Origin of the sequence: Hydrogenophilus thermoluteolus (genome assembly GCF_003574215.1) — a bacterium.
Classification (GTDB): Bacteria; Pseudomonadota; Gammaproteobacteria; order Burkholderiales; family Rhodocyclaceae; genus Hydrogenophilus; species Hydrogenophilus thermoluteolus.
This window is the reverse complement of the sequence record NZ_AP018558.1, coordinates 614,818-640,387: the sequence shown is the minus strand read 5'-3', so window position 1 is coordinate 640,387 and position 25,570 is coordinate 614,818. Positions and strand designations below refer to the sequence as shown.

The 25,570-nt window shown below is 62.3% G+C and carries 21 protein-coding genes and 1 riboswitch; of the genes, 6 read left to right on the top strand and 15 right to left on the bottom strand.

The annotated features are described in order from the left end of the window. Positions 1 to 9: 9 nt before the first annotated feature. The 5 genes from HPTL_RS03100 to HPTL_RS03080 all read left to right on the top strand — a co-directional run bounded on the left by HPTL_RS03100 (position 10) and on the right by HPTL_RS03080 (position 5,486). Positions 10 to 600 carry a malonic semialdehyde reductase gene (locus tag HPTL_RS03100; RefSeq protein WP_119334671.1) on the top strand — a complete coding sequence of 197 codons (591 nt, stop codon included), beginning with the start codon at positions 10 to 12 and terminating at the stop codon, positions 598 to 600. Continuing rightward, positions 585 to 1,550, top strand: coding sequence for an NAD(P)/FAD-dependent oxidoreductase (locus HPTL_RS03095; protein WP_119334670.1), 966 nt, complete (start codon positions 585 to 587; stop codon positions 1,548 to 1,550). Before HPTL_RS03100 ends, HPTL_RS03095 begins: the two co-directional genes overlap by 16 nt. A 19-nt stretch (positions 1,551 to 1,569) precedes the next feature. After that, a riboswitch (cobalamin riboswitch) is annotated at positions 1,570 to 1,801 on the top strand. 42 nt (positions 1,802 to 1,843) lie between these two features. Then, entirely contained in the window at positions 1,844 to 3,688 is a 1,845-nt protein-coding gene (locus HPTL_RS03090) for a TonB-dependent receptor domain-containing protein (protein ID WP_119334669.1), read from the top strand. A 15-nt stretch (positions 3,689 to 3,703) separates the two neighbouring features. Further along, on the top strand, positions 3,704 to 4,681 hold the full coding sequence (locus HPTL_RS03085; RefSeq protein ID WP_119334668.1) for a FecCD family ABC transporter permease: 978 nt from the start codon (positions 3,704 to 3,706) through the stop codon (positions 4,679 to 4,681). Positions 4,682 to 4,700: 19 nt separating this feature from the next. Beyond that, positions 4,701 to 5,486 (top strand): ABC transporter ATP-binding protein, encoded by a 786-nt coding sequence (locus HPTL_RS03080; protein ID WP_119334667.1) that lies wholly within the window; start codon positions 4,701 to 4,703, stop codon positions 5,484 to 5,486. Here the strand turns inward: HPTL_RS03080 and HPTL_RS03075 are convergent. After that, positions 5,456 to 6,415, bottom strand: a complete 960-nt coding sequence (locus HPTL_RS03075) for a cobalamin-binding protein (RefSeq protein WP_197713753.1) — start codon at positions 6,413 to 6,415, stop codon at positions 5,456 to 5,458. The two genes, HPTL_RS03080 and HPTL_RS03075, sit on opposite strands and share 31 nt — an antisense overlap. A gap of 62 nt (positions 6,416 to 6,477) precedes the next feature. After that, positions 6,478 to 9,057 carry an ATP-dependent chaperone ClpB gene (clpB, locus tag HPTL_RS03070; RefSeq protein WP_119334666.1) on the bottom strand — a complete coding sequence of 860 codons (2,580 nt, stop codon included), beginning with the start codon at positions 9,055 to 9,057 and terminating at the stop codon, positions 6,478 to 6,480. 140 nt (positions 9,058 to 9,197) lie between these two features. Between clpB and HPTL_RS03065 the strand changes: the two genes are divergently transcribed. After that, positions 9,198 to 9,746 carry a phasin family protein gene (locus tag HPTL_RS03065; protein WP_170141252.1) on the top strand — a complete coding sequence of 183 codons (549 nt, stop codon included), beginning with the start codon at positions 9,198 to 9,200 and terminating at the stop codon, positions 9,744 to 9,746. 103 nt (positions 9,747 to 9,849) lie between these two features. On the opposite strand, the gene moaE is transcribed toward HPTL_RS03065, so the two are convergent. The 13 genes from moaE to sdhA all read right to left on the bottom strand — a co-directional run bounded on the left by moaE (position 9,850) and on the right by sdhA (position 25,568). Next, entirely contained in the window at positions 9,850 to 10,317 is a 468-nt protein-coding gene (gene moaE, locus HPTL_RS03060) for a molybdopterin synthase catalytic subunit MoaE (protein WP_119334664.1), read from the bottom strand. Between the two features lie 3 nt (positions 10,318 to 10,320). After that, positions 10,321 to 10,575, bottom strand: a complete 255-nt coding sequence (moaD, locus tag HPTL_RS03055; RefSeq protein WP_119334663.1) for a molybdopterin converting factor subunit 1 — start codon at positions 10,573 to 10,575, stop codon at positions 10,321 to 10,323. A 10-nt stretch (positions 10,576 to 10,585) separates the two neighbouring features. Further along, positions 10,586 to 11,788 (bottom strand): molybdopterin molybdotransferase MoeA, encoded by a 1,203-nt coding sequence (locus HPTL_RS03050; protein WP_119334662.1) that lies wholly within the window; start codon positions 11,786 to 11,788, stop codon positions 10,586 to 10,588. Beyond that, positions 11,781 to 12,338, bottom strand: coding sequence for a molybdopterin-guanine dinucleotide biosynthesis protein B (mobB, locus tag HPTL_RS03045; protein ID WP_119334661.1), 558 nt, complete (start codon positions 12,336 to 12,338; stop codon positions 11,781 to 11,783). The genes HPTL_RS03050 and mobB overlap by 8 nt, the downstream gene beginning before the upstream one ends. A 62-nt stretch (positions 12,339 to 12,400) precedes the next feature. After that, positions 12,401 to 14,485 carry an ATP-dependent DNA helicase gene (locus HPTL_RS03040; RefSeq protein ID WP_119334660.1) on the bottom strand — a complete coding sequence of 695 codons (2,085 nt, stop codon included), beginning with the start codon at positions 14,483 to 14,485 and terminating at the stop codon, positions 12,401 to 12,403. A gap of 33 nt (positions 14,486 to 14,518) precedes the next feature. Continuing rightward, positions 14,519 to 15,748 (bottom strand): cell division protein ZapE, encoded by a 1,230-nt coding sequence (gene zapE / locus HPTL_RS03035; RefSeq protein ID WP_119334659.1) that lies wholly within the window; start codon positions 15,746 to 15,748, stop codon positions 14,519 to 14,521. Positions 15,749 to 15,754: 6 nt separating this feature from the next. Then, positions 15,755 to 17,188: a dihydrolipoyl dehydrogenase gene (gene lpdA / locus HPTL_RS03030; protein ID WP_119334658.1), complete on the bottom strand. Its 1,434-nt coding sequence runs from the start codon at positions 17,186 to 17,188 to the stop codon at positions 15,755 to 15,757. A gap of 40 nt (positions 17,189 to 17,228) precedes the next feature. After that, complete coding sequence (gene odhB / locus HPTL_RS03025) at positions 17,229 to 18,473, bottom strand: 2-oxoglutarate dehydrogenase complex dihydrolipoyllysine-residue succinyltransferase (RefSeq protein ID WP_119334657.1); 1,245 nt, start codon at positions 18,471 to 18,473, stop codon at positions 17,229 to 17,231. Between the two features lie 18 nt (positions 18,474 to 18,491). Next, entirely contained in the window at positions 18,492 to 21,323 is a 2,832-nt protein-coding gene (locus HPTL_RS03020) for a 2-oxoglutarate dehydrogenase E1 component (RefSeq protein WP_119334656.1), read from the bottom strand. A 119-nt stretch (positions 21,324 to 21,442) separates the two neighbouring features. Further along, entirely contained in the window at positions 21,443 to 22,735 is a 1,293-nt protein-coding gene (gene gltA, locus HPTL_RS03015; RefSeq protein ID WP_119334655.1) for a citrate synthase, read from the bottom strand. A gap of 14 nt (positions 22,736 to 22,749) precedes the next feature. Further along, the gene (locus tag HPTL_RS03010; protein WP_119334654.1) at positions 22,750 to 23,034 is read right to left on the bottom strand and encodes an FAD assembly factor SdhE; all 285 of its coding nucleotides are present in this window, start codon (positions 23,032 to 23,034) and stop codon (positions 22,750 to 22,752) included. 10 nt (positions 23,035 to 23,044) lie between these two features. After that, positions 23,045 to 23,755: a succinate dehydrogenase iron-sulfur subunit gene (locus HPTL_RS03005; RefSeq protein ID WP_119334653.1), complete on the bottom strand. Its 711-nt coding sequence runs from the start codon at positions 23,753 to 23,755 to the stop codon at positions 23,045 to 23,047. A gap of 19 nt (positions 23,756 to 23,774) precedes the next feature. Then, a complete protein-coding gene (gene sdhA / locus HPTL_RS03000; RefSeq protein ID WP_119334652.1) occupies positions 23,775 to 25,568 on the bottom strand; it encodes a succinate dehydrogenase flavoprotein subunit in 1,794 nt (597 codons plus the stop codon). Between the last annotated feature and the right edge of the window lie 2 nt (positions 25,569 to 25,570).

Genomic DNA, 25,570 nt, shown 5'->3' with positions numbered 1-25,570 from the left:
AGCCACATGATGAAACCCACATTACCTGACGCGGCATTAGCGCAACTCTTTACCGAAGCGCGGACCCACAACGGTTTCCTGCCAAACCCCATCCCAGATGAAACGTTACGCGCGCTCTACGATCTGCTCAAGTGGGGGCCAACGGCCGCGAACGGGTGCCCAGCCCGCTTTCGCTTCATCAAGTCGCCCGAAGCGAAAGCCAAACTCAAAGAGACCCTGGACCCCGGAAACGTCGAGAAAACCATGGCGGCACCGGTCACCGTATTGATCGGCTACGACCTCGCCTTCTACGAAGAGCTGCCGAAACTCTTCCCCCATACCGACGCCCGCGCCTGGTTCGCAAACAACGAGGCGCTCGCCCGCGAAACCGCATTTCGTGATGCTGCGCTGCAAGGCGCTTATCTGATCCTCGCCGCGCGCGCTCTAGGGCTCGATTGCGGCCCTATGGCCGGGTTCGACAAAGCGCGCGCCGATGAACTCTTTTTTGCCGGCACGACGATCCGCTCCCTCTTTCTCGTCAACTTGGGCATCGGTGACCCGAGTAAGCTATTTCCGCGCAACCCCCGTCTTACGTTCGACGAGGCATGTCAGATCCTCTGAGTGTCGCAATCGTTGGCGCGGGCCCTGCCGGACTTTCGGCGGCCTTGTGGCTCAAGCAGCTGGGTTATGCGCCTTTCGTACTCGAAGCGGCTGAAGCGCCGGGTGGAATCCTACGCTTCAATTTTTTGGCCAACGAGTGGGTATTGGGGCAACACGGGCTGACCGGCACCGAGATGAGTGCCCGCTTCGTCGCTCACGCCGAAGCGGCAGGGATCCCGATCGCATGCACGAGCAGCGTACAACGATTGGTTCCGGTCCCAAACGGGTGGCGCCTGTTTCTTCACGACGGCACACCGCGACATGCCGCCGCTGTGATCGTCGCCACCGGTTTGCGCTACCGCAGACCTGAGGCACTCGCAACCGTTGCTGGGATTGGGCAGTTGTCCGCATCGGAACTCGCTTATGGCCCCTTTGCGTTCCGCGATCTCGATCTCTGCCAAGGCAAGACCGTCCTGATCGTTGGTGGCGGCGACAACGCCTTTGAAAACGCCAAGATGGTCGCCGAGCTGGGCGGGTGCGCGATCATCCTCTGCCGATCCCGTCCGCGCGCGCAACGGCAACTGCACGAAGCGGTCGAACGCTTCGCCGACCGGATACGGGTGGTTATGCACGCCACCCTCCGTGCCGTTCGTCGGGAAGCGGGGAAACTCGTTGCGCAATGGCAGACCGCTCCCGACAAAGCGGAAGCCGCAGCGGTCGATCGCCTCCATGTCTTGATCGGCTACGCGCCTAACAGCGAATGGTTGGCCACCGCGCTGGGCGACACCGCAACGGCGCTTGCCCGCGACGAGGCGGGCTACCTCATCACCGACCGTTGGGGGCGAACGCCGCTGCTGCGACTCTACGCCGCAGGCGATCTCGTCGAACGCGATTTCCCCAATGTCGTCTCGGCGCTCGCAAGCGGTGCGCGTGCGGCGAAAGCGGTCGATATTGACCTGAGCAATCGCTGAATCGTATACTTCATTCTTTTATACCATTCGTGTTCGCGGTGCCGCATCCACCCCTCTGGTCGATGCGGTGAAACGGGAAAGCGGTGCGCACCGGTGCCCCCGGTGCAAAGCCGCTGCTGCCCCCGCAACGGTAAGGGTTTCGTCCGCACCATCACGCCACTGGCAGCACTGCTCGGATCGGGTGGCCTGACCGGGAAGGCGGTGCGGAAAATCGCCCGAGCCCGGAGACCGGCCGCGAACGGGTTCCACCGCCACAGCCACGGGGGAATGGCTGGAGTTGGGAGTGTTCGTTCATGTCGGCAATCGCTCTTTTGCGCCCGAAAAAGGGGCGTCATCTGCTTTTGATCCTTGGATTCGTCGCGACAAACCCACTTGCCGTTGCCCAATCGTCGGCGTTCGACCCGGTACTGCCGACGATCGCCGTCACCGCAAGCCGTATCCCCACGCGTACCGAGGCGTCGCTCTCTGCGGTCACCGTGCTCACCCGTGACGCGATCGAACAAAGCGGTGCGCGCACCCTTGTCGACTTATTGAGTCAGACCCCAGGGGTACGGATCGTGCAAAACGGCGGATCCGGAGCGTCGGCATCACTCTATCTGCGCGGTGCAGAAGCGCGTCATACACTGGTGCTCATCGACGGAATGCGGATCGGTTCGGCAACCTTGGGGACCGCAACGCTTGAAGCGATTCCGCTTGAGCTGATCGAGCGGATCGAGATCGTTCGCGGACCGGCAAGCGCTTTGTACGGATCGGACGCGATTGGCGGCGTGATTCAAATCTTTACCCGCAAAGGGACCGAAACCACCCAGCGCCGCGCGTTCGTCGGCCTGGGCAGTCACGAACAATACCAAACGAGCGTCGGCGTCTCAGGGGGTAACCCCGCGTTTCGGTACGCACTCGACCTGGGTGCCGAAGGAACCCAGGGGATCGAAGCGACCACACCTGCCAATTTCAGCCACCAACCCGACCGCGACGGTTGGCGTAACCGCTTCGCCAGCGCCAATCTCTCCTGGTCGCTCGCCAATGGCGGCGAAATCGCGCTCGCCAGTTTCGCGACCCGTGGCCGCAACGAATACGACGCCTGGGGTGCGGGAACGTTCAATGCGTTACTGCACAAAGATCTGACCAGCAACCAAGTCACCACCCGCCTGCCGCTCACGGAAGCATGGCTCTCCACGCTGCGCTTGGGCGAAACCCGCGATACGTCGAAAGCGCTTGCGAGCGCCAGCAACGTGAGTCGCTTCGCGACGGCACAACGCCAACTCAGCTGGCAGAACGAGGTGGCATTACCGCTCGGGGTACTGCTTGCCGCGTTCGATCTCACCGCGACTGAGGTGGACGCCACAACCCAATACACTCGGACCAGCCGAATCGTTCGTGGCTACCTCTTGGGCTGGCAAGCAGAACAGGGTCGTCACGGTTGGCAGCTGACCGCACGTCACGACGACGACAGCCAGTTCGGAGGTAAAACCACGGGCCAAGCCGCCTATCGCTACCAATTCACACCGGAATGGCAAGGTCGCGTAGCCGTGAGCAGCGCGTTCAAAGCGCCGACCTTCAATCAACTCTATTGGCCAGACACCGGTTTCGGCGGTGGCAACCCCGACCTGAAACCCGAGACGGCCTACCAAAAAGAGGTGGGGATCCGCTGGCAGCGTGGCGTCACCGCTGCGGAGCTGACGCTCTTCGATGCACGGGTCAAAAACCTCATCGCGGGCTGGCCGCCCGAAAACGTCGCACGCGCCCGGATCAAGGGGGCGGAGCTGACGTATGCAAGTCAATTCGGCGCGTGGCATTTCCGTATCAACGCCGATTGGCTCAACGCCACCGACGAAGCCACAGGTAAGCGGTTGCCCCGTCGCGCTCCTGCCGCGCTTTCTGCCGCGCTCATCTACGACGCGAAACGGTGGCAGGCGGGGATCGACTTCAACGCCCAACGCGCCCGCTGGGACGATGTCGCCAATACCACACGACTCGACGGCTACGGCCGAACCGACCTCTGGTGGCATTACGCGCTGACGCGGTCGTGGCGATTGGAAGCGGAAATCCGCAACCTGTTCGATCAAACCTACGAGACTGCCGCCACCTATCGTCAACCGGGGCGGACGTTCTTTGTCGGTTTGCGGTACCGCGACTAAAGCCTTCGTGCGCCGATGCCGTTCGCGCAACGCCGTGTCGCCCTACTGCTCCTGCTCGTGGGTTTGACCGGTGCAAGTTTTTTCTTGGCGCTTGGCGTCGGCTCGCTGCCGCTCCCCGTCACAACCGTCTGGGCAGCATTGTGGCATCACGACCATCCCGCGTTTCCCGTCGTATGGGGGCTGCGCGGCGCCCGCGCTGCCGCGGTGTGGAGTGCCGGCGCGCTGCTGGCACTCGCCGGGCTCCTCATGCAGACGCTATTGCGCAACCCTTTGGCTGACCCCTACGTGCTCGGCGTTTCGAGTGGCGCGGCGGTGGGAGCACTTGCGGCGATCGTGCTCGGCGCGGCAGGGCTGGGTGTTGCCGCTGCAGCCTTTGCGGGCGCGATCGTCGTGATGGCGCTCGTCTTCGCGCTCGCACACGGTGCTGGCCCTTGGTCGGCGACGCGGCTCATCCTCACCGGCGTGATCGTCGCGTCGGGCGCAAGCGCCGTGGTCGCGCTGCTGCTTACGTTGGCGCCGGAGCAGCGACTCCATTCGATGCTCTTTTGGCTGATGGGTGACGCAGCAAGCACGACCTTTTCGCCGTGGCCGATGGTGATGCTCATCGCGGTTTCGCTTTTGCTCGTCACTTGGGGGCGCGACCTCAACGCGCTTGCCTACGGGGAAGCGACCGCGCAGGCAGTCGGCGTCCCCGTTGCGCGGTTGCGGTGGGGACTCTACGTGCTGGCGTCGCTCCTGACCGCAACCGCGGTAACCCTCGTCGGATCGGTGGGTTTCGTCGGACTGATCGTGCCGCACGCCGTGCGCATCATGATCGGCAACGATCACCGCTGGCTGATTCCCTGCTGCATCTTTGCTGGCGGTACGCTCCTGATGGTGGCCGATACCGCAGCGCGAACGCTATGGGCACCGTTGCAATTGCCCGTGGGCATCGTGACGGCGCTCCTCGGTGTCCCGTTCTTTTTGTGGCTTCTGGTGCGCGCGCGCACCTAACGAAGACGAAAAACGCGCGATGCCCACCCCACCGCTCCTCACCGCCGACGCCCTCACGCTCACGCTGGGGCAACGCACGTTGTGCCGTGGCCTCTCCCTCTCCGTCCATGCGGGTGAATGGTGGGTCGTGCTCGGCCCCAACGGCGTTGGCAAATCGACCTTGTTGGCGACGTTGGCCGGATTGCGTGGGGCTACCGCCGGAACGATCACGCTTGCGGGTCGCCCCTTGACGCAATGGTCTGTCCGCGAGCAAGCGCAATGGCGCGGATGGCTTGCGCAGACCCCTTTTTTCCCGGGCGAAGCGACGGTGCTCGAAGCGGTGCTCGTCGGTCGTCACCCCTATTTGGGACGCTGGGGTTGGGAAACGGCGACAGACATCGCGATCGCCCGCGAGGCGCTCGCGGCGGTCGATCTGGCAGATTTCGAAGCGCGCCGTTTGCATACCCTATCCGGCGGCGAAAAACAGCGCGTTGCGATCGCGACCGTCCTGGCGCAACAACCGCGCGTCTATCTGCTCGATGAACCGACCAACCACCTCGACCTGCGCCACCAACGCCAGGTGCTCGAACAGTTTGCCGCACGCTGTCGCGCCGGAGCCGCAGTGATCACCGCACTGCACGATCTCAACTGGGCGGCGCGTTACGCAACCCATGCAGTTCTGCTCTCCCCTGATGGCGACACCGCAGTGGGCGAAGCCGCCACCCTCTTGACCGCGGAACGGTTGAGCCAGCTCTATGGCCTTTCGCTTGCTGCGTGCGGCAATCCGCCCCTGCGTCATTTCATCCCCGCTGAAAGGGGCTCGTGACGCAGCGCCGCTAGGTGGCTGCGCGCCGCTTCGAGCGCCGTACAGAGCTGCTCCGCCCCATCGAGTAGCCGCGGCGTCGGACGTTGCAAGAGTGCCGGGGGGATGAAAACCAGATTGTCCGCACGAACTGCGGTGAGTTGCGGCCACGCGCGCCACGCGTCGAGCCAATCAGGGCGTTCTTCCCCCATGCCGCTTGCGACGATCACCTCGGGGTCCGCTGCGAGCACGGCTTCGACCGAAACGGTGGGCGCCAGCGCATCAAGCGCTCCGAAGACGTTCACACCACCACAGAGGCGCATCACGTCGGTAAGGATCTGCTGCCCGCCAATCGTGCGCAGCGGGCGATCCCAGATTTGGTAAAAGATCCGGACTGGGGCACGCCCCGCATACCGCGCAGCCAACGCGTCACGACGCGCCAAGAATGCCTGTGCGGCCCGTTCACCCGCAGCGGGATTACCCGCGAGGTAGGCGAGATTGCGCAGGGTCTTGGCGATGTCGTCGAGCCGGTTGGGCTGGGAGCGATAGACCGGGATACCGAGCGCTTCGATGCGCGCCACGACGTCCGCGGGATTACCGCTTGCCCATGCGACGACCAGATCGGGTTGAAACGCCAAAATCCGCTCGAGATCCAATCGCGAATAACCGCCTACGCGCGGCAACTGCGCCGCGTCGGGCGGGGTGTCGCTATAGTCGACCGCCGCAACGACCCGGTCGCCGACCCCCGCGGCAAAGAGGTTTTCCGTGACGTGTGGCGCCAGACTCACGATCCGTTGTGCCGGGGTAGCGACCGCCACCGACTGCCCGGTGTCGTCGATGACTTGGATCGGTTGGGCCACCGCGCGCGTCCCCACTACGCCCAGAAGGCAAAAGAAGAGCGCACCGGCCCACACCAGGTGGAACCGTACCCACGCATAGGTGCAGGATCTCAACACAGCTCGATGCCTTTCGTTACCAACCCAACCACCCTGAAAGGAGAGTGTTCGCGCAGCAATCAGCCTTTTTCGAACACGAACTGCCCACCACGCACATCGACCACGATGGTATCTTTCGGGCCGAATCGTCCTTCGAGCAGGTACTTCGCCAGCGGGTTTTCGATGTGCTCTTGAATCGCCCGCTTGAGCGGCCGCGCGCCATAGACCGGGTCGTAGCCGACCTTGGCGATCTCCATGAGCGCCGCATCGGTGACCTTGAGCGCCATGTCGTGACGCGCCAGCCGTTTTTCCAACCGCTCGAGCTGAATCCGCGCGATACCGGCGATGTGCTCGTCTTTGAGCGGATGGAACACGACCACCTCGTCGATCCGGTTGATGAACTCGGGGCGGAAGAAGTTCTTCACTTCGGCCATCACCGCGAGTTTCAGTACCTGGTAGTCCCCTTCGTCCGCAAGCTGTTGGATGCGTTGACTCCCCAGGTTCGACGTCATCACGATCACGGTGTTCTTGAAGTCGACGGTACGCCCTTGCCCATCGGTCATCCGGCCGTCGTCGAGCACCTGCAACAGGACGTTGAAGACGTCGGGGTGCGCTTTCTCAACTTCGTCGAACAGGATCACGCTGTAGGGTTTGCGCCGCACCTGCTCGGTGAGGTACCCCCCTTCTTCGTAACCGACGTACCCCGGCGGCGCGCCGATGAGCCGCGCCACGGAGTGTTTCTCCATGAATTCGCTCATGTCGATCCGGATCAGATGATCCTCCGAATCGAAGAGGAATTCCGCGAGCGCCTTGCACAGTTCGGTCTTCCCGACACCGGTCGGCCCCAGGAAGAGGAACGAACCGTAGGGGCGGTTTTCGTCGCCCAACCCGGCGCGCGAGCGGCGGATCGCGTCGGAGACGAGCCGCACCGCTTCGTCCTGACCGACGACCCGACGATGCAGATACGCCTCCATTTTGAGGAGTTTTTCGCGTTCGCTCTGCATCATCTTCGAGACCGGGATACCGGTCATGCGCGAAACCACTTCGGCGATCTCTTCCGCCCCCACCTGCGTGCGCAGGAGTTTGAACGGAGCGCCGCTTTGCTCCGCCTCTTCCGCTTGCTTGAGCTGCGCTTCCAACTTCGGCAGCTCACCATACTGCAATTCGGCAACCTTGTCCCATTGCCCTTTACGCTGCAGATCAGCAATCTGTGCGCGTAACTGATCGATCCGCTCCTTGAGATGCTTCGTGCCTTCGATCCGCGCTTTTTCCGCCTTCCAGATCTCTTCGAGTTCACTGTACTCGCGCTGCAGTTTTTCGAGCTCTTCCTCGATCAGCTTCAACCGCTTCTGGCTTGCCTCGTCTTTCTCTTTGCGCACCGCTTCCCGCTCGATCTTGAGCTGGATGATGCGGCGTTCGAGCCGATCCATCGCCTCGGGCTTCGAGTCGATCTCCATTTTGATCCGCGCCGCTGCCTCGTCGATCAGGTCGATCGCCTTGTCGGGCAAGAAGCGGTCGGTGATGTAGCGGTGCGAAAGCTCGGCTGCCGCGACGATCGCCGGGTCGGTGATCTCGACACCGTGGTGGATTTCGTACTTCTCTTGCAACCCCCGCAGGATCGCGATCGTCTGTTCCACCGTCGGTTCTTCGACGAGCACTTTTTGGAAGCGCCGTTCGAGCGCAGCGTCCTTTTCGATGTATTTGCGGTACTCGTCGAGCGTAGTCGCGCCGATGCAGTGGAGCTCACCACGCGCGAGCGCCGGTTTCAGCATATTGCCGGCGTCCATCGCCCCTTCGGCCTTACCGGCACCCACCATCGTGTGGATTTCGTCAATGAAGAGGATCACGCGGCCATCCTGCGCGATCTCTTTGAGCACCGCTTTCAGCCGCTCTTCGAATTCGCCGCGATATTTCGCGCCAGCGATCAGCGCCGCCATGTCGAGCGCCAAGACCCGTTTGTCGCGCAGCGTCTCCGGAACCTCGCCGTTCACGATTCGTTGCGCGAGCCCTTCGACGATCGCGGTCTTCCCTACCCCGGGCTCGCCGATCAGCACCGGGTTGTTCTTGGTGCGGCGCTGGAGAATCTGAATGGTACGGCGGATTTCGTCGTCGCGGCCGATCACCGGGTCGAGCTTCCCTTGGCGCGCGCGTTCGGTAAGGTCGATGGTGTATTTGCTGAGTGCTTCGCGCTGCGCTTCGGCCTCAGGATTGTCGACCTTTTGTCCGCCTCGTACCTGTTGGATCGCCGCTTCGAGCGCTTTGCGCGAAAGTCCATACTCTTTGGCGAGCCGCCCCGTTTCACCCTTGTCTTCGGTGAGGGCGAGCAGGAACATTTCGCTTGCGATGAACGGATCGCCCCACTTCTGCGCCTCGCGGTCGGTGAGGTTCAAAAGATTCGCGAGATCACGGCCGATTTGCACTTCGCCGCCCGTGCCCGTGACCTGCGGCAACGCTTCGATCGCTTTTTGCAACGCGGCGCGCAGGCCGGGAACATTGACCCCGGCCCGTTGCAACAGCGACCGCGTGGAACCATCTTCTTGATCGATCAGCGCCAACAGAAGGTGTTGCGGTTCGATGAACTGGTTGTCGTTCCCAACCGCGATGCTTTGCGCCTCCTGGAGCGCTTGCTGGAATTTGGTGGTGAGTTTGTCGAAACGCATGGTTCGTTCCCTTTCGTTCGGAAATAGAGCTATCTCACAGTGTGGGGGCAAAAAAATCGATTTCAAGGGCGATTTGTATATTCCGTGGGTGCTCGCTATACTGAACGGCAAAGGCGCGGCCATCAATGGGAGGGATGATCATGAGCAGCAAGAAAACCACCACGAAGCCCAGCCCGACGGACGAACCGTGGGCAGCGATGATGAACGAATGGCTTGCGCTGACGCAAAGCGCGATGGCGCAGACGCAGCGGCTCGTCGCGTTGCAAAACGAGTTGGCTCGGACGCTTTTCGAGGAGAGTATCCGCGCGTCGCAAGCGCTCGCGGATACCAGTGACCCTTCGGCGCAACAGCAGCAGCAACAAGCGTTCGCGCAGCGCGTCACCCAACAGGTGATCGCGGCAATGAACGAAGTGACGCAGCTCACCGTGAAGAGCCAAGCGGAGATGAATCAGTTTCTTACCCGGTCACTCGAAACGAGCGGCGCACTCTGGCAGCGGTGGTGGCAGCAGGGAAGCGCAGAACAGAAAGGTGCTGTCTCGCCCTTCCCGTGGGGAATTACCCAGGCTGGCCAGCCGCTCTGGCCCGACCCCAGCAAGACGCTCGAAGCGATGCAAGAAGCCACACGGATGACCACAGAAATGTGGCAAAAAATGGCAGGGATCGGTCAATCCGAAAAGCCCCAGCAATAAGGGGGGACGCGCCGCGGTTGCTGAAAACGCCCCGCGGCGGAACAACACGCGCCGCTAAAGCGCAACACCGCCCCAGGGCGGTAGTGTTCGCTGGCGCTCGCGCTCACCAGCGCGAGGCGCGTTCTTCGTCGCTTGCACGCGCGTCGACCCAGCGCGTTTCGCCCGACGCGGTTGCCTCCTTTTTCCAGAAGGGCGCGCGGGTTTTCAGATAATCCATCAGAAATTCACACGCAGCAAACGCGGCGGCGCGGTGGCTACTGGCGCAGCCGACGAAGACGATGCGGTCCCCCACCGCAAGTGGCCCGACGCGGTGAATCACCGTCACCGCGGTAAGCGGCCAACGGCGCCGCGCCTCGTCGACGATCGCCGCGAGCGCCTTTTCGGTCATACCTGGGTAGTGTTCCAGCGTCATCGTCGTCACCGCGCCATCCTCTTGCGGGTGCGCCCGCACGAGCCCCAGAAAGGTGGCGACAGCGCCCACGGTCGGGTCGGCTTCGTGAAGGTGCTGCGTTTCGACCCCCGGGTCGAAATCTTCGCTTTGAACGCGGATCGTCACTGCGTCCTTGGCCATCGCTCAGCCTCCCGTCACAGGGGGGAAGAAAGCGATCTCGTCGCCATCGGCGATCGGGTCGTTCCACGCGGCGATCTGCTGATTGCGCGCGCAGTGGATCTCCTCGCGGCTCAACGTCTCGGCCCACGCCCCACCCCGTGCGCACAGCGCTTGACGCAGATCGTCGACGGTTTGCCACGTTGCGTTCCAAGCGAGTGTTTCCCCGCTCGTTCCCAGCGCGTCGCGCACGCGCGCAAAGTATTTGATGGAAAGCGCCATGGGATGCTCCTTACGCCAATAATTCACTCATCGGCCAAAAGCGCACGCGGTCACCCGGAGCGATCGGCGTCCCTTCGGGCACTTCGACCAACCCCTGCGCCCAGACGAGCGAGGCGATCGTTGCCGAACCCTGATCGGGGAAGATTTCAGCGGCTCCGTCCCCATTCAACCGGGCGCGCAGGAACTCCCGCCGTTTGTCCGGGCGCGTCCACGCGAATGCTGCCGGCACTTCGATCACGTGCGGTAAGACGTCATCGACCCCCATGAGTCGGAGCAGCAGCGGCCGGACCAACAGCAAAAAGGTGACGAAACTCGAAACGGGGTTACCGGGCAAGCCGACGAAATGGGTCGCGCCGACGTGACCGAACGCCAGCGGCTTCCCCGGTTTGATCCGCAGTCGCCACAGGTCCAGCCGCCCAAGCCGTTCGACCGCGGGTTTCACGTGGTCCGCTTCTCCCACCGAAACGCCCCCAGTGGAGAGGATGAGGTCGGCGTCTTCGGCAGCACGCGCCAATGCGTCACAAGTGGCCTCGAGCGTATCGGGAATCGCCCCCAAATGGGTGACCAGACAACCCAGCGCTTCAAGAAGCGCAATCAATTGATAGCGGTTGGAGTTGTAGACGCCTCCTGGCGGCAACGGCTCACCCGGAGCGACCAGCTCGTCCCCGGTTGCCAAGAGCGCAACCTTGACCCGGCGAAAGACCGGCAGGTGCGCACAGCCCACGCTTGCCGCCATCGCGATCTCTTGCGGCCGCAAGCGGGTTCCCGCTTCCAGTACCCGCGCGCCGTGCGCCACTTCGCTCCCGGCGCGCCGCACCGCTTCCCCTGGTCGGGGCGCGTGGTGGAAGGTCACGTGGCCACCGTGCGCTTCGGTCATCTCCTGCATCACCACCGCGTCGGCGCCTTCGGGAAGCGGCGCACCGGTGAAGATGCGCGCCGCACCCCCAGGCTGCAACGGCACACCAACGGAACCGGCCGGGATGCGCTGCGTCACCGGGAGCGTCACGCCCGGTTCGGCAACATCGGCCGCGCGTACCGCATAACCATCCATCGCCGAGGTATCACGCTCGGGAATCGCGATCGGCGAATGGATCGGCTCGGCCAAAACGCGATTGCGCGCTGCCGCAAGCGCGACGACTTCGTATTCGGAAACCGGTCGGACTGCAGCCAACAGTTGGGCGCGAGCCGCCTCAAACGGCATCAAGTCACTCATGGTTGTCCTCGATCTCCTCTTCTTCCCATTGCTCGGCACTGTAGGCCAATTCGAGCGCCGCTTCGGCAACGGCTTCTGGGTGGTCCAGATCGAGCAAGGGCAACAGGCACTCCTCAGGAAGCGCCGACCGTGCTTGCTCGCCACCCGGGGTCGCCACGGCACGGATCATCGGCTCTTCTGGCCAGATCGGCGGTTTGCCCACTTCCGGGCGGTACACTTCCACTTTCGGGATCGGCGCCCGTTTGAAGCCTTCGACGACGACGAGATCGCACGGCGCCAGCAACCGCAGCTGCTCGGCGAAGGGGGGCTCCGGCGCACCGCGCAATTCGCTCATCAAAACCCAACGCGCGTCGGAAAGCATCAACACTTTGCTGGCTCCGGCTTCGCGGTGACGCCACGAGTCCTTCCCTGGGGTATCGAGGTCGAAGCCGTGGTGCGCATGTTTGATCGTCGCGACGCGCAACCCCTGGGCGCACCACACCGGGATCATGCGTTCGATCAAGGTCGTTTTTCCTGATCCGGACCAGCCGGCGATACCGATGACGCGCATTCCCCTCATCCGAATTCATGAAGCGATAAGGATAGCGGAAAAAGGAGGCAGCGGGAAGGCGCTCAGGGCGCGCCGTCGGAGTGAACGCCGCTTGGTGCCGCCGTTTCACGCGGCTCCGGGAACAGGGTGCGCAAGAAATTTTCCGCGACCGCGAGCGAGCGACTGCGGCGGAACGGGGGCAGGCTCGACCACAGAACCTTGCCATAACCACGGGTTGCCAGACGCACATCACAAATGCAAAGTACGCCATGGTCCCGTTCGCTGCGGACCAACCGCCCCGCTCCCTGCTGCAAGAGCGTCGCGGCGCGCGGCACTTGGATGGTGAGAAAGGGGTCACTGCCCGCGCGTTTCATCCGCGCAATCTGGGCCGCTAGGAGCGGCTCGTTGGGCGGTGCGAACGGCAAGCGGTCGATCACCACCACCGAGAGTGCTTCGCCCACGACATCGACCCCTTCCCAAAAACTGTGGCTGGCGACGAGCACAGCGCGTGGCGTCGTGGTAAAGCGCGCGAGCAGCGTCTCTTTGGGGGCGTCTCCTTGGGTGAGCACCACGAACGGTGCGTCGTCGGTCCCGCCCTGGGTGCGCAGCGTTTCGGCCACCGCGCGCATCGCGGCAAGCGCCGTGCACAACACGAGCGTCCGTCCGTTCGCAGCGGTGGCAAGCCGCCGCGCCACCTGAGCGACCGCTTCGCGATGCCCGGCTGCGTTCGGTTCGGGAATCGCGTCGGGAACGATCAAGAGCGCCTGCCTTCGGTAGTCGAACGGGCTTTCCCACCGCGCCGCCGTGCTCGGTTTTTCGGTGATGCGGGTAAGCCCCATCTGATGCCGGAAATGGTCGAACCGCCCCCCGACGGTGAGGGTAGCCGAGGTGAAGATCCACGCCGCGGGCGACGCGGCGATCAGATCCCGCACCGCTTCGGTTGCAGTAAGAGGTGTGCGGTTGAGCGTCAGATGGTGCGCGCTGGCGTCGAACCAGAACACCTCTTCACCGTTTCCTGTCGGTGCGGCCTGTTGCCAGGTGTCGAGCGCGCGGGCGAACCGTTTGGCCTTCTCCGCGAGCTTCGCCAACAGTTCGGTGCGTTCGGCAACCGCCGCAAGCGCCTGATGCACCGCCGACGCCGCCGCTTGCCAAGTGACGAGCGCTGCGACGAAAGGGGCGCTCTGTGGCAGATCGGCGATCGTCCCTCGCAGCGTCCCAGTGAGTGGCAACGCCAAACGCACGTCCCGGGTCGTCTTTTCGAAGCGGTCGACCACCGCCACGCCGTCACGGAAATCACCGCCCAGCGTCGACAACTCAACGCGCGCATCGTGGGCGAGACGCAATGCTTCGAAGGTCGACACCGACTCGCCGTAGTAATGGGGGAGCAGGTCGGGAAGCTGGTGCGCTTCGTCGAAGATCACCACGTCACACGCTGGCAAAAGCCCGGCAACACCCTCCTCTTTGATCTGCTGATCGGAGAAAAAGAGGTGGTGGTTGACGACGACCAATTCGGCATCGAGCGCTTCGCGGCGTGCGCGGAAGACGAAGCAGTCGTCGAAATGGGGGCATTCGCTGCCGACGCAGTTGTCGCGCGTCGAGGTGGCGTAGGACCAAGCCGGCGCATTTTCGGGCACCGTAGCACATTCGCTCTTGTCCCCGCTTTGGCTGTGCCGCGCAAAGCGGCGGATTTCGCGCAACCAGCCACCGGTTTCCGGCTCTAGGAAGCGCCCTTCTTCGAGATTGCGCTCGAGATGAAACCAACAGACATAGTTATTGCGCCCTTTGAGGAGGGCGCGTTTGACAGGTACGCCGAGCGCCGCGGTGAGCCGCGGCAGGTCACGGTGAAAGAGCTGATCTTGCAAAGTACGGGTACCCGTCGACACCAAGGTTCGCTTGCCGGAAAGGAGAGCCGGGGCCAAATAGGCGAAGGTCTTGCCGGTACCGGTGCCCGCTTCGGCAACCAGGATGGCGCGTGTGGCGATCGCGTGCGCGACCGCCACCGCCATCTCTTGTTGTGCTGCGCGCTGAGTGAAATCGCGCAGTTTCTGCGCAAGCCGACCCGAAGGCGCAAAAAGGTCACGCACCGCCTCGACCCACGCGTCGGTGGCTGGGGCATGCGCGCCTGTGGTGGGCGAATCGATTTCCGGCAGGGCTTTTTCCGGCACCATGCCCGGTATTGTGCCAGAAGAGACCCTGCGCGATCAGTCGCTGGCGTGCGCCGCTTCGAGGTACGCTCGGGTACGCATCTCCAAGAGGCGCGAGACGGTGCGCGCGAACTCGTTCGCGTTTCGCCCTTCCGGATAGAGGTCGTACGGTTCGACCGCCGCGGAGACGATCAATTTCACTCGGTGGTCGTACAGAACGTCGATGAGCCACGTAAAGCGGCGCGCCGCTTCGGCCTGCGCCGGGGACATCGCCGGAACGTTCGAGAGGATCACCGTATGGTACTCGTTGGCAATCGCGAGATAGTCGGCTTGTCCGCGCGGCCCGTCACAGAGCGCGGCAAAATCGAACCAGATCACCCCTGCGGCATTGCCGCGCGTGGGGATTGTCCGCTCGAACAGGGTGATCGTTCCGGGTTGCGGCAATACTCCGGTCAACGCTTGAAAGTCGGCAGCGAGTTTCGCGTCGTTTTCCGGTGTCAGCGGCGTCAGATAGAGATCGACGTTTTCGAGCGTCCGCAACCGGTAGTCGGTCCCGCTATCGACTTCGATCACGTCGCACATCGCTTTGATGCGCTCGATCGTCGGGAGAAAATTGACCCGCATCAGACCATTGGGATAGAGCCCGTCTGGGTGGTAATTGCTGGTCATCACGAGCACGGCGCCCTGCGCCCAGAGCGCATCGAGGAGCCGCCCAAGGATCATCGCGTCGGCGATGTCACTGACGTGAAATTCGTCGAAACAGAGCAACTGCGCCGTCTCGAGGATTTCTGCCGCGACCAGACGCAACGGATCGGGTTGCTTTTTGTGCCGTTTCAGCCGTTCATGCGTTTCTTGCATGAAGGCGTGGAAATGGACCCGCCGTTTGCGCACCAAGGGAACGTTGGCGTAGAAGAGATCCATCAGGAAGCTCTTCCCCCGCCCGACGCCACCCCAGAGATAGACGCTCTTGGGGGTTTGGTTCGCTGCCACCGGGGCGGGCGCAAGGGACTCCGCCGTCCCGCTACGCCCAAAGAGTTTGCCCATGAGCCGCTTGATGCCCGACGCACGCGCCGCCGCACCACCCGGCGTTTGCTGCCCGGATGCTACCCGATCGTCGTCTTGCGCCGAGCGCGCAAGCAACGCGTCGGCCAATTGCTGTAGCCTGAAGAGCGCTGCTTTCTGCGCTGGGTCTGGTTGGTAGCCGCGGGTAGCGATCGCCGCGTCGTACGCGGCAAGAAGCGGCCCTGCCCCCGCACCGGTCGCGGTGCGGGGTTGAACGGTTGGCATCTCCATTTAGAAGTGGAGCGGTCGCTTGTCGACGGCAAGCGCCGCTTCATGCACCACCTCGGAGAGGGTCGGGTGGGCATGGCAGATCCGCGCCAGATCTTCGGCTGCTGCGGCAAACTCGAGCGCGACCACCGCTTCGGCGATCAGTTCGGAGGCATTCGGGCCGATGATATGCACCCCCAAGATGCGGTCGGTTTTGGCGTCGGCGAGCATCTTGACGAACCCATATCCGGCCCCCATACCCAGCGCGCGGCCGTTCGCCAAGAAGGGAATTTTCCCAGCGCGGTAGTCGACGCCCGCCGCTTTGAGTTCCGTTTCGGTCTTCCCGACCCAGGCGATTTCGGGTTCGGTGTAGATCACCCAAGGAATCGCGTCGTAATTGACGTGACCCGCCTGCCCAGCGATCCGCTCCGCGACCATCACCCCTTCTTCCATCGCCTTGTGGGCGAGCATCGGCCCACGGACGACGTCCCCGATCGCCCAGACGTTGGGCAAATTGGTGCGGCAATGGTCATCGACGACGATCTGTCCCCGTTCATTGACCGTCAAACCCACTTTGTCGGCGTCGAGCCCGTCGGTGTTCGGAACCCGCCCCACCGAGACGATCAGCCGATCGGCTGCGAGCCGCTGTTCTGCACCGTCGGCGGTGCGGTAGCGGATCAGCACGCCGTCGCCTTCGACTTCGGCGCTGTCGATCGTGACCCCGAACGCGAACGAGAGCCCCTGCTTGGTGAGCAATTTCTGCGCCTCTTTCGCGATCTCTGGGTCGGCGGCGGCAAGAAACTGCGGTGCCGCTTCGAGGATCGTCACCTCCGAGCCGAGACGCCGCCACACCGACCCCATCTCGAGACCGATCACACCGGCACCGATGATCGCGAGCTTCTTCGGCACGGCCTGGAGCTTCAGCGCCCCGACGTTGTCGCAAATCACCTGGTTATCCACGGGGATGTTGGGCAGATGGCGCGCTTTCGAACCCGTTGCGACGATCACGTGGGTTGCTGCGACGGTTTTTTCACCCACCGCGACGCGCCATGTGTCGCCTTCACGGCCGACGAATCGACCGTGACCAGGGAGCAGCGTCACCTTGTTCTTGCGGAAAAGCCCTTTGATCCCCTGCGTGAGTTGCGTGACGATCGCGTCTTTACGTGCGATCATCTTCGGGACGTCGATTTTTGGCGCGCCGACTTCGATCCCTTGGGCGCTGAAGTCGTGCGCCGCGAGTTCAAAAAGATGCGAGGTGTGTAGGAGCGCCTTCGACGGAATGCAACCGACGTTGAGGCACGTCCCCCCAAGGCGCGGTTCCCCTTTCGGGTCGTCGTACGGGTTCGACTCACAGCACGCGGTCTTGAAGCCGAGCTGCGCCGCACGAATCGCGGCCACGTAACCGCCTGGCCCACCGCCGATCACAAGCACGTCATACTGCTCTGATGGTTGGCTCATTGTTGTTCACTCCCTGTCTTGGTGTTGGCCCCGCTGGCTTTTAGAGGTTGAGAAGGAGGCGTGCTGGATCTTCCAGCGCCTCTTTGATGGTTCTGAGCCCGAGTACGGCTTCGCGCCCGTCGATGATGCGGTGGTCGTACGAAAGCGCCAAGTAGTTGATCGGGCGAATCACGATCTGGCCGTTCTCGACCACTGGGCGATCCTTGGTGGCGTGAATCCCCAGGATCGCCGACTGCGGCGGGTTGATGATCGGTGTCGAGAGCATCGAACCGAAAACCCCTCCGTTGGAGATCGAGAAGGTACCGCCGGTGAGCTCTTCCACGGTGAGCCGTCCATCTTTCGCCCGTTGCCCGAATTCGGCGATTTTCTTTTCGATTTCGGCAAAACTCATCTGATCCGCGTCACGGAGAATCGGCACGACCAATCCGCGTGGCGACCCCACCGCGATACCGATGTCGATATAACCGTGGTAGATGATGTCGTCGCCGTCGACCGACGCGTTGAGGATCGGGAATTTTTTGAGCGCTGCGCACGCCGCTTTCACGAAGAAGCTCATGAAACCCAGCCGCACGCCGTACTCTTTCTCGAACTGCTCACCGTACTTTTTGCGCAGTTCGATCACCGGCAACATGTTCACTTCGTTGAAGGTGGTGAGCATCGCGGTCTCTTGTTTCGACTGCAGCAAGCGCTCCGCGATCCGCTTGCGGATCTTGGTCATCGGAACCCGCTGCTCAGGACGCTCGCCCGCCGGCATCGCCGCGACCGGCGCCGCTACAGGCGCCGCCGCTGCTGCCTTCGGCGCAGCTTGAAGCGCGTCCTCTTTGGTGACACGCCCCCCACGGCCCGTTCCGGTCACGTCGGTCGCCGAGAGCCCCTTCTCTTCGAGGATCTTGCGCGCGGCAGGACTGGCAACACCCGCGGCAGCAGGCGCAGCGGCAGCAGGCGCAGCTGCCGCAGGCTCGGCCGCCGGTTCTGATGGAGCAGGCGCCGCAGCGGGTGCTGCTGCGGGCTCAGCCGAAGCAGCGTTCGTCGTGGCTGCTGCTTGTGCTTCGGTGTCGATTTCGGCAATCACCTCACCCGAGGTCACCGCCTCACCATCTTTTTTGATGATGCGCACCAGCACGCCATCAGCAGGAGCTGGCGTTTCGAGCACCACTTTGTCGGTTTCGATATCGACCAGGTTTTCGTCGCGCTTGACCGCTTCCCCCTCCTTCTTGTGCCAGGTGACGAGGGAGGCTTCGGAAACCGATTCGGACAATTGCGGAACTTTCACTTCGATCAACATGGTGACTCTCCTCTTTTATTAGGCGTCGATGGGTCCAAAGGCGTTTTCGATGAGGGCTTTCTGTTGCTGGACGTGTTTGGCGAGGTACCCGACCGCGGGCGACGACGAAGCCGGCCGTGCCACGAGGAGCAGCCGCTTGCCTTTCCCGAGCATGTTGTCGAGATGCTGACGCGACAGCAGCCAGTACCACGCGCCCTGGTTGCGGGGCTCCTCTTGCACCCAGACGTACTCTTTCAACTGGGTAAAGGGCGCGAGCACCGCCTCGAGCGCTTTCGCCGGGAAGGGATAGAACTGCTCGAGCCGAATGATCGCGACGTCCTCGATCCCTTTCTCTCGGCGATACGCGGCGAGTTCGTAATAGACCTTACCCGAACAGAAGAGTACCCGTTTCACCTTCTTCGGATTGAGGTCTTCGACCTCGCCGATCACCGTCTGAAAGCCCCCTTGGGTGAAGGCCTCACGCGGCGACGCCGCTTCTTTCAAGCGCAATAGCGACTTCGGCGTGAAAACGACCAACGGTTTGCGGAGCCGGCGCAGCATCTGCCGACGCAGCAGATGGAAGATTTGCGCTGCGGTGGTGGGTTGGCACACCTGCCAGTTGAGCTCGGCCGAAAGCTGGAGGTAGCGCTCGATGCGCGCCGAGGAGTGCTCCGGCCCCTGCCCTTCGTAGCCGTGTGGCAACAACAGGGTGATGCCGCTCAGTCGTCCCCACTTCGATTCGGCCGAAGAGATGAACTGGTCGATCACGACCTGCGCGCCGTTGGCGAAATCCCCGAACTGCGCTTCCCAGATCGTCAGTTGGTTCGGTTCGGTGAGCGAATAGCCGTAATCGAAACCGAGCGTCCCTTCTTCCGAGAGGGTGGAATCGAACACGTAAAACGGCCCTTGCCCCTCCTGGATATTCTGCAGCGGCACATAGGTACCGGCGTCCCAGCGCTCGCGATTCTGGTCGTGCAACACCGCATGGCGGTGAAAGAAGGTGCCGCGCCCCACGTCTTCCCCGGAGAGGCGAATGCCAAATCCTTGCGCGACGAGCGACGCGTACGCCAGGTTTTCCCCAAACCCCCAGTCGGCCGGAATTTCGCCCCGCCCCATGGCTTTGCGGTCTTCGATGATCTTCTGCACCCGCGGGTGGAGTGCAAACCCTTCAGGAATGGCCGTCAGTCGTTCCGCAAGACGTTCGACTTCGGAAACGGGGATTGCGGTGTCGCACTCGTCGGTATAGGGCTGGCCTAGGAACGGCGTCCAATCGACCGCGTGTTTGCGCACGACGTTATTGACCACTGGGTTGTACAACAATTCACCACGATCGAGTGCGTCGCGATAGCGGGCGATGAACGCGTCGGGTTCGTCTTGCGGGATCACCCCCTCTTGCACCAGTTTTTCGGCATAGCGTGCGCGTGTACCCGGATGCTGCCGTACCTTGCGGTACATCAGCGGTTGCGTCACCGCCGGTTCATCCTGCTCGTTGTGACCGAGTTTCCGGAAGCAGACGATGTCGATCACGACATCTTTCTTGAACTCCTTGCGAAATTCGAGCGCGAGTTGCGTGACGAACGCGACCGCTTCCGGGTCATCGCCATTGACGTGGAAGATCGGCGCTTCGACCATCTTGAAGACGTCGGTGCAGTAGGTGGTCGATCGCAAATCGCGTGGGTCCGAGGTGGTAAACCCGATCTGGTTGTTGATCACGATATGGACCGTGCCGCCGACCCCATAACCCCGCGTTTGCGAGAAGTTGAGCACCTCTTGGTTGACCCCTTGCCCCGCAACCGCAGCGTCTCCATGGATGAGGATCGGCAACACTTCGTCTTTCGCAGTCCGAGTGCCACGCCGCACTTGCCGCGCATAGACCGACCCCAAGACCACAGGGTTCACGATTTCGAGGTGCGACGGGTTGAACGCCAACGAGAGATGGACCGGACCACCCGGGGTCAAGACGTCGCTCGAAAAACCCATGTGGTATTTGACGTCACCCGATGAGAGGTCGGAGGCCTTCTTCCCTTCGAACTCGTCGAAGAGCATTTTTGGAGACTTCCCGAGCACATTAACGAGTACGTTGAGCCGCCCCCGGTGGGCCATCCCGATCACGATCTCTTGCGCCCCGTTCCGCCCGGCAGTACGAATGGCTTCGTCGAGCGCGACGATCGCCGATTCGCCCCCTTCGAGGGAAAACCGTTTCTGACCGACATAACGGGTGTGGAGGTAACGCTCCAAGGTCTCTGCCGCGGTCAACCGCTCCAAGATCCGCTTCTTCTGGTCGGCGTCGAACTTCGGCCGGTTGCGGATCGGCTCCATACGCGCCTGCAGCCACCGTTTTTCTGCGGTGCTGGTGAGGTACATATATTCGACGCCGATGGTGCTGCAGTAGGTCTGCCGCAGCGCGTCGAGGATCTCACGCAGCGTCCCGGTCTGTTTCCCCAACCCCTGGAACGAACCGACGTTGAATTCGCGGTTGAGGTCCGCTTCGGTAAAGCCATAGGTCGAAGGTTCGAGCTCGGCAACCGCCGGTTTTTCGAAGCGCTTCAGCGGGTCGAGATCGGCGATGCGGTGCCCCATGAAGCGGTGGGCGTTGATGAGTTGGAGCGTCGCCACCTGGTACTGCCCATCATCCGAGCCCGTTTTGACGAAGCGGACCGGGCCCATCCGCCCGAGCTGCTCGAACGCGGCGACGATCGGCGAATGGGGCCGCTCTTCCACTTGCGGTCCTTGGGCACGAATCTGTTCGAAATAGGCGCGCCACGCTTCCGGAACCGACATCGGGTCGGCGAGGAAATGTTCGTAGAGCGCTTCCACGAACGGGGCGTTGCTGCCAAAAAGGGCGGAGTTCGCCAAAAAATCACGATACATGGCAGGTCTCTCTCGTTGCGTCACTTCCCTGGTTACACAAAAGGCACAAGGCGCCCCCCAGCGGGCGGCGCCTTGTCGTCAACCGTCAAACGGCGTTCTTCTCCTGGGTTCGTCTGGCATCACCGCTCACTCATCGGAACGACGTCGCGGCGCGGCGAACCGACGTAGAGCTGCCGCGGACGTCCGATCTTGTATTCGGGGTCGGTGATCATCTCTTCCCACTGAACGAACCAGCCCACCGCACGCGCGAGCGCGAAGATGCAGGTAAACATCGAAGTGGGGATACCGATCGCACGCTGCACGATCCCAGAGTAAAAGTCGACGTTGGGGTAGAGTTTCTTCTCGACGAAGTATTCGTCCTCGAGCGCGATTTTCTCGAGCGCCATCGCCAATTTGAAGAGCCGGTCGTTTTCGAGCCCCAGTTCGCCCAGCACTTCGTGGCAGATCTTACGCATCAGTTTCGCGCGCGGATCGTAGTTCTTGTAAACGCGATGACCGAAGCCCATGAGCTTGAACGGATCGCTCTTGTCTTTCGCGCGCTTGATGTATTCGCCAACGCGCGAGACGTCGCCGATCTCTTCGAGCATGCGCAAACACGCTTCGTTCGCCCCACCATGCGCCGGGCCCCACAAGCAGGCGATCCCGGCCGAGATACACGCAAAGGGGTTCGCGCCGGAGGAGCCCGCAAGGCGCACCGTCGAGGTCGATGCGTTCTGCTCGTGGTCAGCATGCAGCGTGAAAATCACGTCCATCGCGCGCACCAATACCGGATTCGGCTCGTACTTCTCGCACGGCGTGCCGAACATCATGTGGAGGAAGTTCGCGGTATAGCCGAGGTCGTTGCGCGGGTACATGAAGGGATGGCCGATGTTGTATTTGTAGGCCATCGCAACGATCGTCGGCATCTTCGCGATCAGGCGGATGAACGAAAGATCGCGGTGCTCTTGATCGGAGAAGTCCATCACGTCGTGATAGAACGCCGAAAGCGCCCCTACGACACCGACCATCACGGCCATCGGGTGGGCATCGCGCCGGAAGCCCCGGAAGAAGTGGTTCATCTGGTCGTGCAGCATCGTGTGCTGCATCACGTCGCGCTCGAATTTCGCGAGTTCGTCAGCCTTCGGCAGCTCCCCTTTCTTCAGGAGATAGGCGACTTCCAGGAACGAGCACTGTTCGGCCAACTGTTCGATGGGATAGCCGCGGTAGAGCAACTCACCCTTTTCTCCGTCGATATAGGTGATGGTCGAGCGACAGCTCGCGGTCGAGAGGAACCCCGGGTCATAGGTGAACACCTTCGCTTCGGAACCGAGCTTACGGATGTCGATCACTTCGTTCCCGTAGGTCGGGGTCATGATCGGGAACTCGTAGCTCTTACCGTCGATGGTCACCGTTGCGGTGCGTTGTTGCGTCATGATTCTTCACTCCTTTATGCGTTTGTCTCACCCCCTGGTGTCCCCAGGAGCTCCTGCGTTTGGCGACGATGTGCCGCCTGAATCTTCGCGATCAGCGCTTGCCAATCGCTACGCGGCGCGGGTTTGGTGCCATGGACCATCGGCCAGAGGTCGTGGTCTTCGAGCGCGAGCATTTCGTCCAGCGCCGCCAACTCGGCATCGCTCAGCTGGTCGAAGCCTTCGGCAAGAAAGGGGCGAAAAACGAGGTCGAGCTCGAGCAACGCCCTGCGGCACCGCCATCGAATTCGCCCTTTCTCCATCGCCGGCACCTCACACCATCCGCGAGACCATCAGGTCTTTGATCTTGCCGATCGCCTTCGTCGGATTGAGGTGTTTCGGACAGACATCGACACAGTTCATGATCGTGTGGCAGCGGAACAACCGATACGGATCGTTCAAATTGTCCAGCCGCTCGTTGGTTGCCTGGTCGCGGGTATCGGCGATGAAGCGGTATGCCGCGAGTAACCCTGCCGGCCCGACGAATTTGTCCGGGTTCCACCAGAACGACGGGCACGAAGTCGAACAACAAGCGCAGAGGATGCACTCGTACAAGCCGTTCAACTCTTCGCGATCCTGCGGCGACTGCAACCGTTCGCGCTCGGGTGGCGGATCGTTGTTGATGAGGTACGGTGTAATCGAGTGATACTGCTTGAAGAACTGCGTCATGTCGACGATGAGGTCGCGGATCACCGGCAAACCAGGCAGCGGACGCAGGACGATCGGCTGTTCGAGCGAATCGAGGTCCGTGAGACACGCCAAGCCATTCTTGCCATTGATGTTCATCGCGTCCGACCCGCAGACCCCTTCGCGGCAGGAGCGCCGAAACGCCAGCGAATCGTCTTTGGCTTTCACTTTCACCAGCGCTTGCAGGAGTTTTTTGTCGGTCGGTTCGATTTCGACCGAGATGTCCTGCATGTACGGTTTTTCGTCCTTGTCCGGGTCGTAGCGATAGATGCGGAAATGGACCACACGGTTGGTCATGGCTAAGGCTCCTTCGCAATCAGTAGGTGCGTTTCGCGAGCGCAATCGGCTGGGTATCGGGGTGCAACGGCTTGAGATGCACCGGTTTGTAAGTCAAACGATTCCCTTCGCGATACCACAGCGTGTGCTTGAGCCACTCTTTGTCGTTGCGGCCGTTCGGAAATTCCGGCGTATCGGGGCAGTCGTCGCGCACGTGTGCGCCACGCGACTCTTTGCGCGCCTCGGCCGAGACCATCGTCGCTTTCGCGACCTCGATCATGTTTTCGAGCTCGAGCGCCTCGATGCGCGCGGTGTTCCACACCATCGACTTGTCGTTGATGAAGGTGTGCTTGACCCGTTCCTCGACCTGCAGGATGCGTTCGACCCCCTCCTTGAGGAGATTCGCGAAGCGGAAAACGCCCGCATGCTTTTGCATCGTCCGCTGCATGTCGAGCAACACGTCGGCCACTGGCTCGCCGCTCGTTGCGGTGTTGAGGCGATTGATCCGCGCAAGCGACAGATCGGCCGCATCTTTCGGCAACGGCTTCAGACGCAGGTTGCCGCTTTGGATGTCTTCGATCACGGTCTCACCCGACGCTTTGCCGAAGACCAAGAGGTCCAGGAGCGAGTTGGTCCCAAGCCGGTTCGCGCCGTGAACCGAGGCACACGCGCATTCTCCTGCAGCATAAAAGCCGACGACCGGCACTTCGGGATCGTCCCCCTTGGGCACCACCACTTGCCCCTTGTAGTTGGTGGGAATCCCCCCCATCTGGTAATGCACCGTCGGCACCACCGGGATCGGTTCGTTGATCGGGTCGACCCCCGCGAACTGAATCGCGATTTCGCGAATCCCCGGCAACCGTTTCATGATCGTTTCCGGCGGCAGATGGGTGATGTCCAAGAGCACGTAGTCTTTGTTCGGACCGCAGCCACGCCCTTCGTTGATCTCGGTCACCATCGCACGCGAAACGACGTCGCGACTCGCCAGATCCTTGAGGTTCGGCGCGTAGCGCTCCATGAACCGCTCGCCGTTACAGTTGCGCAGGATGCCACCTTCCCCCCGCACCCCTTCGGTGATGAGCACGCCTGCGCCCGCGACACCAGTGGGGTGGAACTGCCAGAATTCCATGTCTTCGAGCGGAATTCCCGCACGCGCGGCCATGCCCAACCCGTCACCCGTGTTGATGAACGCGTTGGTCGAGGAGTAATAGATCCGTCCTGCGCCACCGGTCGCAAAAATGGTCGCTTTCGCGTGGAAGATCGCGACTTTGCCGGTCTCCATCTCCATCGCCGTGACGCCAAGCACATCACCGTCCTGGTCACGGATGAGATCGAGCGCCATCCATTCGACGAAGAACTGAGTATGCGCGCGCACGTTGCGCTGATAGAGCGCGTGCAACATCGCGTGACCAGTGCGGTCCGCCGCAGCGCAGGAGCGCATCACCGGCGCTTCGCCGTAATTCATCGAATGGCCACCGAACGGCCGCTGGTAGATCTTCCCTTCGTCGGTGCGGTCGAACGGCATCCCGTAGTGCTCGAGTTCGATCACCACTTCGTTCGCCTTACGGCACATGAACTCGATCGCATCCTGGTCGCCGAGCCAGTCGGACCCCTTCACGGTATCGTACATGTGCCAATGCCAGTGGTCGGGGGTCGAGTTGCCGAGCGACGCGGCAACCCCCCCTTGCGCGGCAACCGTATGGGACCGTGTGGGAAAGACTTTGGTCAGCACCGCGGTGCGCAACCCCGCTTCAGCGAGTTGCAACGCCGCACGAAGCCCCGCGCCACCCGCGCCGACGATCACGGCATCAAACGTATACTTTTCGACGTTCATCG

What these genes read in the sequence shown, in the direction of transcription:
- HPTL_RS03100 (WP_119334671.1), top strand. Translation starts at nt 10, where the DNA reads ATGAAACCCACATTACCTGACGCGGCATTAGCGCAACTCTTTACCGAA.
- HPTL_RS03095 (WP_119334670.1), top strand. Translation starts at nt 585, where the DNA reads ATGTCAGATCCTCTGAGTGTCGCAATCGTTGGCGCGGGCCCTGCCGGA.
- clpB (WP_119334666.1), bottom strand. Translation starts at nt 9,057, where the DNA reads ATGCGTTTCGACAAACTCACCACCAAATTCCAGCAAGCGCTCCAGGAG.
- HPTL_RS03050 (WP_119334662.1), bottom strand. Translation starts at nt 11,788, where the DNA reads ATGAGTGACTTGATGCCGTTTGAGGCGGCTCGCGCCCAACTGTTGGCT.
- HPTL_RS03005 (WP_119334653.1), bottom strand. Translation starts at nt 23,755, where the DNA reads ATGACCAACCGTGTGGTCCATTTCCGCATCTATCGCTACGACCCGGAC.
- HPTL_RS03040 (WP_119334660.1), bottom strand. Translation starts at nt 14,485, where the DNA reads ATGGTGCCGGAAAAAGCCCTGCCGGAAATCGATTCGCCCACCACAGGC.
- gltA (WP_119334655.1), bottom strand. Translation starts at nt 22,735, where the DNA reads ATGACGCAACAACGCACCGCAACGGTGACCATCGACGGTAAGAGCTAC.
- odhB (WP_119334657.1), bottom strand. Translation starts at nt 18,473, where the DNA reads ATGTTGATCGAAGTGAAAGTTCCGCAATTGTCCGAATCGGTTTCCGAA.
- moaD (WP_119334663.1), bottom strand. Translation starts at nt 10,575, where the DNA reads ATGGCGCTTTCCATCAAATACTTTGCGCGCGTGCGCGACGCGCTGGGA.
- HPTL_RS03080 (WP_119334667.1), top strand. Translation starts at nt 4,701, where the DNA reads ATGCCCACCCCACCGCTCCTCACCGCCGACGCCCTCACGCTCACGCTG.
- HPTL_RS03065 (WP_170141252.1), top strand. Translation starts at nt 9,198, where the DNA reads ATGAGCAGCAAGAAAACCACCACGAAGCCCAGCCCGACGGACGAACCG.
- moaE (WP_119334664.1), bottom strand. Translation starts at nt 10,317, where the DNA reads ATGGCCAAGGACGCAGTGACGATCCGCGTTCAAAGCGAAGATTTCGAC.
- mobB (WP_119334661.1), bottom strand. Translation starts at nt 12,338, where the DNA reads ATGCGCGTCATCGGTATCGCCGGCTGGTCCGGATCAGGAAAAACGACC.
- HPTL_RS03085 (WP_119334668.1), top strand. Translation starts at nt 3,704, where the DNA reads ATGCCGTTCGCGCAACGCCGTGTCGCCCTACTGCTCCTGCTCGTGGGT.
- lpdA (WP_119334658.1), bottom strand. Translation starts at nt 17,188, where the DNA reads ATGAGCCAACCATCAGAGCAGTATGACGTGCTTGTGATCGGCGGTGGG.
- HPTL_RS03020 (WP_119334656.1), bottom strand. Translation starts at nt 21,323, where the DNA reads ATGTATCGTGATTTTTTGGCGAACTCCGCCCTTTTTGGCAGCAACGCC.
- sdhA (WP_119334652.1), bottom strand. Translation starts at nt 25,568, where the DNA reads ATGAACGTCGAAAAGTATACGTTTGATGCCGTGATCGTCGGCGCGGGT.
- HPTL_RS03010 (WP_119334654.1), bottom strand. Translation starts at nt 23,034, where the DNA reads ATGGAGAAAGGGCGAATTCGATGGCGGTGCCGCAGGGCGTTGCTCGAG.
- HPTL_RS03090 (WP_119334669.1), top strand. Translation starts at nt 1,844, where the DNA reads ATGTCGGCAATCGCTCTTTTGCGCCCGAAAAAGGGGCGTCATCTGCTT.
- zapE (WP_119334659.1), bottom strand. Translation starts at nt 15,748, where the DNA reads ATGCCAACCGTTCAACCCCGCACCGCGACCGGTGCGGGGGCAGGGCCG.